Source organism: Pseudomonas sp. (assembly GCF_050739655.1).
GTDB lineage: Bacteria > Pseudomonadota > Gammaproteobacteria > Pseudomonadales > Pseudomonadaceae > Aquipseudomonas.
In genome coordinates, this window is the sequence record NZ_JBOIBY010000646.1 from 26,502 (window position 1) to 34,595 (window position 8,094).

Annotated in this window: 6 protein-coding genes and 1 rRNA gene; 5 read left to right on the forward strand and 2 right to left on the reverse strand. The window is 56.4% G+C overall.

The features are described 5' to 3' along the window. Positions 1 to 8 precede the first annotated feature (8 nt). The gene (gene lapG / locus ACRESJ_RS30950) at positions 9 to 704 is read right to left on the reverse strand and encodes a cysteine protease LapG (protein WP_431761299.1); all 696 of its coding nucleotides are present in this window, start codon (positions 702 to 704) and stop codon (positions 9 to 11) included. 198 nt (positions 705 to 902) lie between these two features. On the opposite strand from lapG, the gene ACRESJ_RS30955 reads away from it, so the two are divergent. From ACRESJ_RS30955 to ACRESJ_RS30975, 5 genes are all read left to right on the forward strand, one after another. Then, a complete protein-coding gene (locus ACRESJ_RS30955; RefSeq protein WP_431761300.1) occupies positions 903 to 1,613 on the forward strand; it encodes a GntR family transcriptional regulator in 711 nt (236 codons plus the stop codon). A 651-nt stretch (positions 1,614 to 2,264) separates the two neighbouring features. Next, positions 2,265 to 3,041 (forward strand): DUF3050 domain-containing protein, encoded by a 777-nt coding sequence (locus ACRESJ_RS30960; protein ID WP_431761301.1) that lies wholly within the window; start codon positions 2,265 to 2,267, stop codon positions 3,039 to 3,041. Then, entirely contained in the window at positions 3,038 to 3,967 is a 930-nt protein-coding gene (locus ACRESJ_RS30965; protein ID WP_431761302.1) for a diiron oxygenase, read from the forward strand. The genes ACRESJ_RS30960 and ACRESJ_RS30965 overlap by 4 nt, the downstream gene beginning before the upstream one ends. A 13-nt stretch (positions 3,968 to 3,980) precedes the next feature. Then, positions 3,981 to 7,397 carry a non-ribosomal peptide synthetase gene (locus ACRESJ_RS30970; RefSeq protein ID WP_431761303.1) on the forward strand — a complete coding sequence of 1,139 codons (3,417 nt, stop codon included), beginning with the start codon at positions 3,981 to 3,983 and terminating at the stop codon, positions 7,395 to 7,397. Positions 7,398 to 7,427: 30 nt separating this feature from the next. Continuing rightward, complete coding sequence (locus tag ACRESJ_RS30975; protein WP_431761304.1) at positions 7,428 to 7,895, forward strand: SRPBCC family protein; 468 nt, start codon at positions 7,428 to 7,430, stop codon at positions 7,893 to 7,895. Positions 7,896 to 7,976: 81 nt separating this feature from the next. On the opposite strand, the gene rrf is transcribed toward ACRESJ_RS30975, so the two are convergent. Continuing rightward, positions 7,977 to 8,092: ribosomal RNA gene (rrf, locus tag ACRESJ_RS30980) — 5S ribosomal RNA — on the reverse strand. Positions 8,093 to 8,094: the final 2 nt, after the last annotated feature.

The window sequence follows — 8,094 nt, forward strand, 5'->3', positions numbered from 1 at the left end:
GTGAGCTCCTAGTTAGTTTTCTCGACCGGAAAACCTTCGGCCTGCATTTTTTTCAGCAAATCCTGCCAACGGGACAGACGCTTGGTGTCACCCACCTTCTGGTTGCCTTTGGCACCGGGCAACCACAAACCTTCTGCATTGAAAGAGTAGACCGGCAGCAAATCCGTCCGTTGACTGGCCGGCTGGATCGCATCGATAAGGCTGTCGAGCACCAGCGGCATGGCCTCTGGACTCGAGTAGTAGGTCAACACCATATGGGCGCGATTCTGGCGCAACGCCTTTACGTAAGTAATCCGCAACTTTTCACTGGCAACGCCCAGATGTCGCAGGCTGAAATACTTGGCTATAGCGTAGTCTTCGCAGTCGCCGGCTCCTTTCCACAGCGCTTCGATTGGAGTTTCCCAATAATCGACCTGTTGCCACAAGTCGATGTCTTCGACATACCGCAGCTGCTTATTGAAGAACCGGTTGACGACTTTCAACTGCTCCAGCTCACTGAGCTGTTTCTGGCTGGCCAACAACTGTTGCCAATCATCAATACGCTGCTGACCTTCGCCCAAAGGTCCGTACAATGCCTGCGCCCTGCGGCTGATCAAGGAGAAATCCCAATCGGCATGCAAGCCACCCAGCATCACGCCGGATAGCAACAATGCGCAGGACAGCCAGCGCAGAAGTCGAGGAATCGGGAAAAAACGTACCGCCAATGCAAGGCATCCTGGGTAGGCAGGTGGAAAGCGGTTGATGGTGTAGGTTAGGCCGATAAAAAACAATGGCACGGTGAGATCAATCAGGGCGCGCTAGACTTAAAAAGAGGCGCTCTGGTTGCGCGTTTGACAAGCTGTAAGGCAGTTACTAGTGTCAGCTGGATCCAAAAATAAATCAGTCAATCAGGGTGCGTAGTAGTGACACAGAAGCCCAACCCGCTTAGCAGTATCAAGGTCAACGGGCCGATTCCCGCTCACTTGGCACGCTCAGTCATCGAACAAACCCTGCGCTCGGCCATTCTCGACGGCCGCCTGCCTTGTGGCATCGCCTTGCGCCAGCAAGACCTCGCCGACCTCTTTGGCGTCAGCCGCATGCCCGTGCGTGAAGCACTGCGCCAGCTCGAAGCCCAGGCACTGCTCAATGTGATCGCCCATAAAGGCGCCGTGGTCGCGCCATTGGTCCAGGGCGATGCCGTGGAAACCTACGCCTTGCGCATCCTGTTGGAATCCGAAGCGTTGCGCCTGTCGATCCCATTGCTCGAGGACGCCGACCTCGAACAAGCTGCGCGCTACATTGACGCGCTGGAAACGGAACACGATTACACCGAAATCGGTCGGCTCAATCGCCTGTTTCACATGTCGCTTTACTGCAAGGCGCCCAATAAACGGCTGCTGATACTGGTGGAAGACGGCTTGAACGAGGAAGAACGCTTCCTGCGCTTCAATCTGGAAGCCATGGGATTGGGCAAACTGTCCCAGGAAGATCACCGGGCCATGTTGCGCGCCGCCGAAGAGCGGGATATCGAGGGCTCCGTTACGCTGCTCGTAAACCACCTCAATCGTGGGGTCGAGGTCATCACCCGCTACCTCGAAAGCCCTGAAGCCCAGAGCAAAAAAACCTCGAAGTAACCCGATTACCCGGGAGCCCGGCTCCCTGTCGGCTGCAACGCGGCCACTCGCTTAAACTCGAACGATCCACTTACAAATTCCCCTTCTCTTCAGCCTCCTCCGATTCCCCGGCCTCGGTGATAGCGGCTGCCTTGAATTACGCTCACTCTTGGGGTGCCGACAACCCATGAACGGGCGACGCAGCGCAACAGTGGAGCAGTCCCCGCACCAAAAAACTACGGAAGGAGCCTTGCCACGGGAACGGAAGATTCGGCGACATCCCAAGTCAACTTCCACCCCCTCTGATTACCTCAACGAATTTGATTAGAAAGTTGCTTCGAGTGAGGCATTCACTCTTTATTAAAAATTCTGACTTACATAAGACGGAAGGAGCAACTACACCCAAATAAAACTTACATTAAAAGTCTTATTGGAACTTGTCGAACCCAATAAAGTTAAACTTTAAATAGCTAACGAAATAACTTGCCCAACTATTTATTTGTGTAATAAGTTTTCTACGCCGCCTTCGAACAGCGATCGTAGCGCCGCACAACAAAGACTTGAAACTAAAAGAGATCAATTCGATTGAGGCGCCCGCTCGCCAAAAGAAAATTTCTTACAGCAAACAACGATTGATCGCGCCTTCATACCAGACAACATAGAGGTTCGCCGATGAAACCCAATAAAGAGCAACTTGAGCAAAAGAAAGCCGAACTGAGTGTGCATCCAATCTTTTCCGAAATTCGTTCACTGTCGGTATTACAGCGGTTCATGGAAACCCATGTATTTGCAGTGTGGGATTTCATGTCGCTGACCAAACGCCTGCAACGGGAGCTGACTTGCACGCAATTGCCATGGCTACCGCCGCAAGACCCACAGGCGGCGCGATTGATCAATGAGATCGTGCTGGGCGAGGAATCCGACGACCGTCCGGCTCAAGGGCACTACAGCCATTTCGAGCTGTACCTGGATGCAATGCGTGAAATCGGCGCGAGCACAGTCGCGGTCGAGCGCTTCGTGGCACTGCAACAGGAAGGCGTGAGCTATGACGTGGCGCTGCAAAGCGTGGAAGTCGACCCGGCAGCCGCGCAGTTCGTGCGCCATACCCTGAACACCGCTCTGCATGCGCCTGGCCACAGTGTCGCGGCGGCGTTTCTGCATGGTCGTGAAAGTGTGATCCCCCGGATGTTCCAGCGCATTCTGGATGATTGGGGAATTGGCATCGAACAGGCGCCGACCTTTCGCTACTACCTCGAGCGACACATCGAAGTCGATTCCGAAGACCACGGCCCGGCCGCGGAAAAACTCCTTGCTCGGCTGGTCGATGGCGATCCGCAACGGGAGGAGGACGTGTATGCCAGCGCCATCGCTGCCGTGGAAAGTCGCATCGCCCTGTGGGATGGCCTGCGCCTGAGCATGAGTGAATCGATGGCGGAGGTGAACGCATGAACGCCGCCGACTACCTGTCGTTCGCCGATACCTGGGAGAACCGCGCCACCATCCGTACTCGCCCTCGTCGCATGCTGGAGAACGACGACAAGCTGATCTACCCCTTGAGCCGGCAACCACTGGTACTCAGCGATGCATTTGTTCACGAGTGCCCCCAGCAGCGCGACTTCGCCCTAGTGCAGACGCTTTATAAATTCATCAACGATGTGGTGATTTTCGAAACCGAGATCGTCGAGAAGACTGCTCGCAGTATCGCCAAGAATCGCTTCGACATGGCCTTTCCATTCGCCTGTCGGTACGACGCCATGACGGTGGTGGTGGACGAGGACTATCACGCCTTGGTGGCCATGGATTTCATGCAGCAAACCGTGGCCATGACCGGCATCACGCCCCTCGACCTGCCCAATGAAATCGAGTTGAGCCGGGCAATCCCAGCGGCCATCGCACTCGCGCCAGATCACCTGCGCAATGCCGTGGAGCTGATTTGCGTGGCCATCGCCGAGAACACCGTGACCGGTGATGTCGCAGCGTTTGCCAAGGACGACACGGTCAAGCAATCGATCAAGGGCTTGATGGCTGATCACTTGCTCGACGAAGGCCGGCACTCCGGCTTCTGGTCACGGATGGTACGCATCTACTGGCACACCGCGAGCGAAGCTGACCGCCGATGCATCGCGCAAATCCTGCCTGTATTCATCGGCCACTACCTGACCAACGACATTCAGAAGTCTTTCGACTTGCGCTTGATTGACGCCTTGCAGATCAGCGACACCGCGCGCCATGCACTCAAGAGCGAAGTGTCCAGCTTGGCGTTTCCAATCAACCGCCACCATCCGTTGGTAGCCAATATCGTTCGGTTCTTTCGCAGCAGTTCGCTGCTCGATTCGCCGTGCGTGCAAACCGCCTTGAGCGACTACCTGATTTGACGAGGAGTGAAACATGAGACGTCTCGACATTCTGCTCGCTGGACGGAGCCAGGCGTTGACCGACCTGGGACTGCAGCTCGAACAACAGGGTCATGCACTGACACGGCTGACGACGCTGGACCAACCCACGACGGCTCACGCGGACCTTGTGATCGATGATGCCAGCCTGACTTGGCAGGATTCAGTTGATGTACCGCGTTTGATGCTGCAACTGGGGATCGACCTGCCGGGCACTTCGAGCCTGCCGACGCTGGACCTGTTGTGCACAGTGGGATCGACGTTGCTCACTCGCGTGCCGATCGCTGATGAACCATCGGGCAATGGTCAGGCATTGCGCCTGCGTGCGGTGATGGAACTGGTGGATCACGTGGCCCTGCTGGTCAGTCGCTACGCTCGGGATGCCGAACATTTCCTGCTGGCGGAACCCGCGACTCCTTTTCGTTTCAGGTCGGTCGAAAACCTGCTGTTTCTTGAGAGCCTGGCCTTTGTTCATCGCCGCAACGCCACCGTTGAGCCCGGACTGCTGAAACTCGCAGAGGTGCCGATGATTGAGCGGCTTGAACAGTGCTTCATCCAGTGCGCCGAGCGGCCAGCGTTGAACGTTGCAGACAGCGTTATGAGCTATCGCCAGTTACATGCCTTGAGCCGTGCGATACAACAACGATTGCTGCCCCTTCTCGATCAGCATGAAGGTCCGGTGTTCGTAGGAATCTGCCTGCCGAAATGCAGTGCGCTGTATGCGGGAATTCTGGCGATTTTGGGCAGCGGTGCGGTGTACTTGCCGCTGGACCCGAGCCATCCGCTGCAACGTCAGCAGTACATCCTGTCGAACGCCGGCGCGGTGTTGCTACTGCATGACGGGCAGCATCCGCTGGCAACAGAAATACCGAGCCTCGATATCACCGAAATCGACACTCAAGAGGTGAATCTCGATCAACCGCTGATGCGCCAACGCCCTGATCTCAACGCACCGTGCATGGCGCTCTACACCTCGGGAACCACCGGACACCCTAAAGGTGTGTTGCTCAGCCAGGCCAACCTCGCACACTTCACTGCGTGGTACGCCGACTATGTGCAACTGACCGAACAGAGTCGAGTGCTGCAGTTTTCTTCACTGAGTTTCGACTCGTCGCTGATCGATATTTTCCCGACCTTGTTGCAAGGTGCCGAGTTGATCGTACCCAACGAGGATCAACGCCGTGACCCATTGCAACTGGTGGAACTGATCCGTCACCAGCAACTGAGCCACGCCTTTTTGCCACCGGCACTGCTGAGCATTCTGCCGTTGGAGCAACTGCGCAACCTCGATCACGTAATGACCGGTGGCGATGTCTGCGAGCCTTGGGTGATCGAGCAACTGACCCGTCAGGGCAAGCTCCATAACCTCTATGGCCCGACCGAGGCCACGGTGCTGATTACTGCGCGACAACTGCAAGCGGGGGATAACAATCGAACCCTGGGTGACCCGATCACCAACAGTCAGGTACTGATTCTCGATGAGGCTTTGCAACCCGTGGCCGAGCAGACCGTCGGCGAGTTGTACATCGCAGGTCCCGGCGTATGCATGGGTTATCTGAACAACCCACAACAAACCGCCGAATGTTATCTGACCCTAAGTCTGCCGGATGGCCAGAGCCTGCGCGTCTATCGCACTGGCGACATGGCCAAATGGACGCACGAGGGTATCGAACTGTGCGGACGGCGCGACAACCAGGTAAAGATTCGCGGCTTTCGAGTCGAACCGGAAGAAATTGAACGCTGCCTGCGCGATAGCCAGTTGTATCGGCAGGTGGCAGTCATCATCGACAGCCATCGCCGAATTCTGGCCTTCCTCGCCCAGTCTCAGGAAGACCGCCGCGGAACCGCTCGGCAAGCATTGAAGGCTCATGCAACACAGTATCTACCGGACTATATGCAGCCTGTAGCGTGGACCGAGTTGGCAAGCATGCCGTACGCCAGCAATGGCAAGATCGACCGCAAGGCACTGCTGGAACTCCCGATCAGCATCAGCAAAAACGCACTGCGACGCTTACCTTCCAGCGCCGATGAGACGTTATTACTGGAAATCTGGGCCGAACTGCTCGAACTGCCGACCAGCGATATTTCCACCGACGAAAGCTTCTTCAATCTGGGCGGTCACTCGATCCTGCTGTCGCGCATGCTCCTGCGTTTGCGCGAAGAATTCGGCCGCAGCATCTCGATCAACCGCTTCATTGAATTGCCCACCATCACCAAACTGGCGACGCTGGTGCGTGGTTCCGGCAGCGAAGAAGTGCTGAGCGAACAGGCCATGGCCGATGCCTTGCGCGAACTGGATGTGCAGCCACTGCCAATCAGTCGTATGGGCGATGTACACAAGGTGATCGTCACAGGCGCCAACAGCTTTGTCGGTGTCCATATTGTCGAGGCGCTGTTGGCATGGGGCGCCAGCGAAGTTGCCTGTTTGGTCCGTGACGGCAATGGGCAATCGGCCTTCGAACGCTTCGCCCATGCGCTGCAGGAGAACCGACTTGAGCATTTGGACTTGAGTCGGGTGCGGGTGTACGCGGCGGACATCACACGCCCGCAACTTGGATTGAGCACCGAGATTTACCAGCGGCTGGATCGAGAGTTCGGCGCACTGGTGCACAACGCTGCCAACGTGAATCACGTACTCGATTACGAGTCGCTGGCGCGGGACAACGTCGACCCGATTTTCGAATGCCTGCGACTGTGCGAAGGACGCAGCAAAAAAATCTTCAACTTCGTCTCGACACTCTCGGCTTCCAGCACGATTGCCGCCGATGGCCGTGTACTTGAAGTGCCTGCCGCACCGACCCCGCCAATCTACATCAAGAACGGGTACAACCTGTCCAAATGGGTCGCCGAGCGAATCCTCCAGCGCGCCTGTGAGCGCGGTGTACAGGTCAACCTCTATCGTCCCGGCAACATCAGCTTCAACAGCCTCTCAGGCGTTTGCCAGCCACACAAGAACCGTTTGATGTTGATGCTCAAGGGATCCATCCAGCTCGGCCAGGTGCCGGAGCTCGCGCTGAATTTCGACCTGATGCCGGTGGACTTCCTCGCCCGGTTCATCGCCTTCCATGCCAGCCGTTATCAGCCACAAAAAGCGGTGTTCAACCTGCACAACCCTGAGCCCCTGAGCTGGGACAGCTACGTGGCGTCGTTTCGTGAAGCGGGACGTGAGTTTTCCCTGGTCAGCGTCGCCGACTGGCAGCAGCAATTGGGGCGGGTCGACAGCGATAACGCGCTGTTCGGTGTATTGGGTTTCTACCTCAACGGCTTCGAGGAAGACATCGGTGACATCTCGATGATTGGTCACGACAACGCCCAGGCTGGCGTGTGCCAAATGGGTGCGCGCTACCCGGAGAAATCCCCGGCTCTGCTGAGACGCGGCTGCAACTACCTCAAGGAAATCAATTTCATCTGATCCATCCCAACCAAGAACGGAGCAAAAACCATGAGCACTCTGCAACCTGATACTTTGATCAAAAACCCGCAAGGCTGCCACGTCGTGTCCTCGGTAGAGGTTCCTGCCGATGCCGTGCAAGTCTGGGCTGTAGTCGGCAACTTTGCAGGCTTCGACCAATTCATCCCGGCGCTGTCGCACATTGAGATGACCGGCGAAGGCGTGTCGTCGCTACGCAAGAAATTTTTCAAGGACGGCAATCTGGTGGTCGAGCAACTCAACTCTCGCGATGATCAGGCGCTGAGCATGACCTGGACCACGATTTACAACACCTTGGGTGTAGCCAACCTGTGGGCGGCGATGCAGGTGAAACCAGTGGGTTCAGGCCGCTCCATCGCGACGTGGACAATCATTGCCGAACCGGTACAGGGTGGTGCTGAAGCACTGCCGGGCTTCAAGGCATTCGTTCAAGGTTTTGCCGATGATGCGATGAGTAATGTGTTGAAGCTGCTTGCTTAAGGCTTTTACGACGATGGCTATTGGTAGCCCAGAAAGACAAAACCCCTGTCTGCGCAAGCAGACAGGGGTTTTGGAATTCAATCTTGACGATGACCTACTCTCACATGGGGAAACCCCACACTACCATCGGCGATGCATCGTTTCACTGCTGAGTTCGGGATGGGATCAGGTGGTTCCAATGCTCTATGGTCGTCAAGAA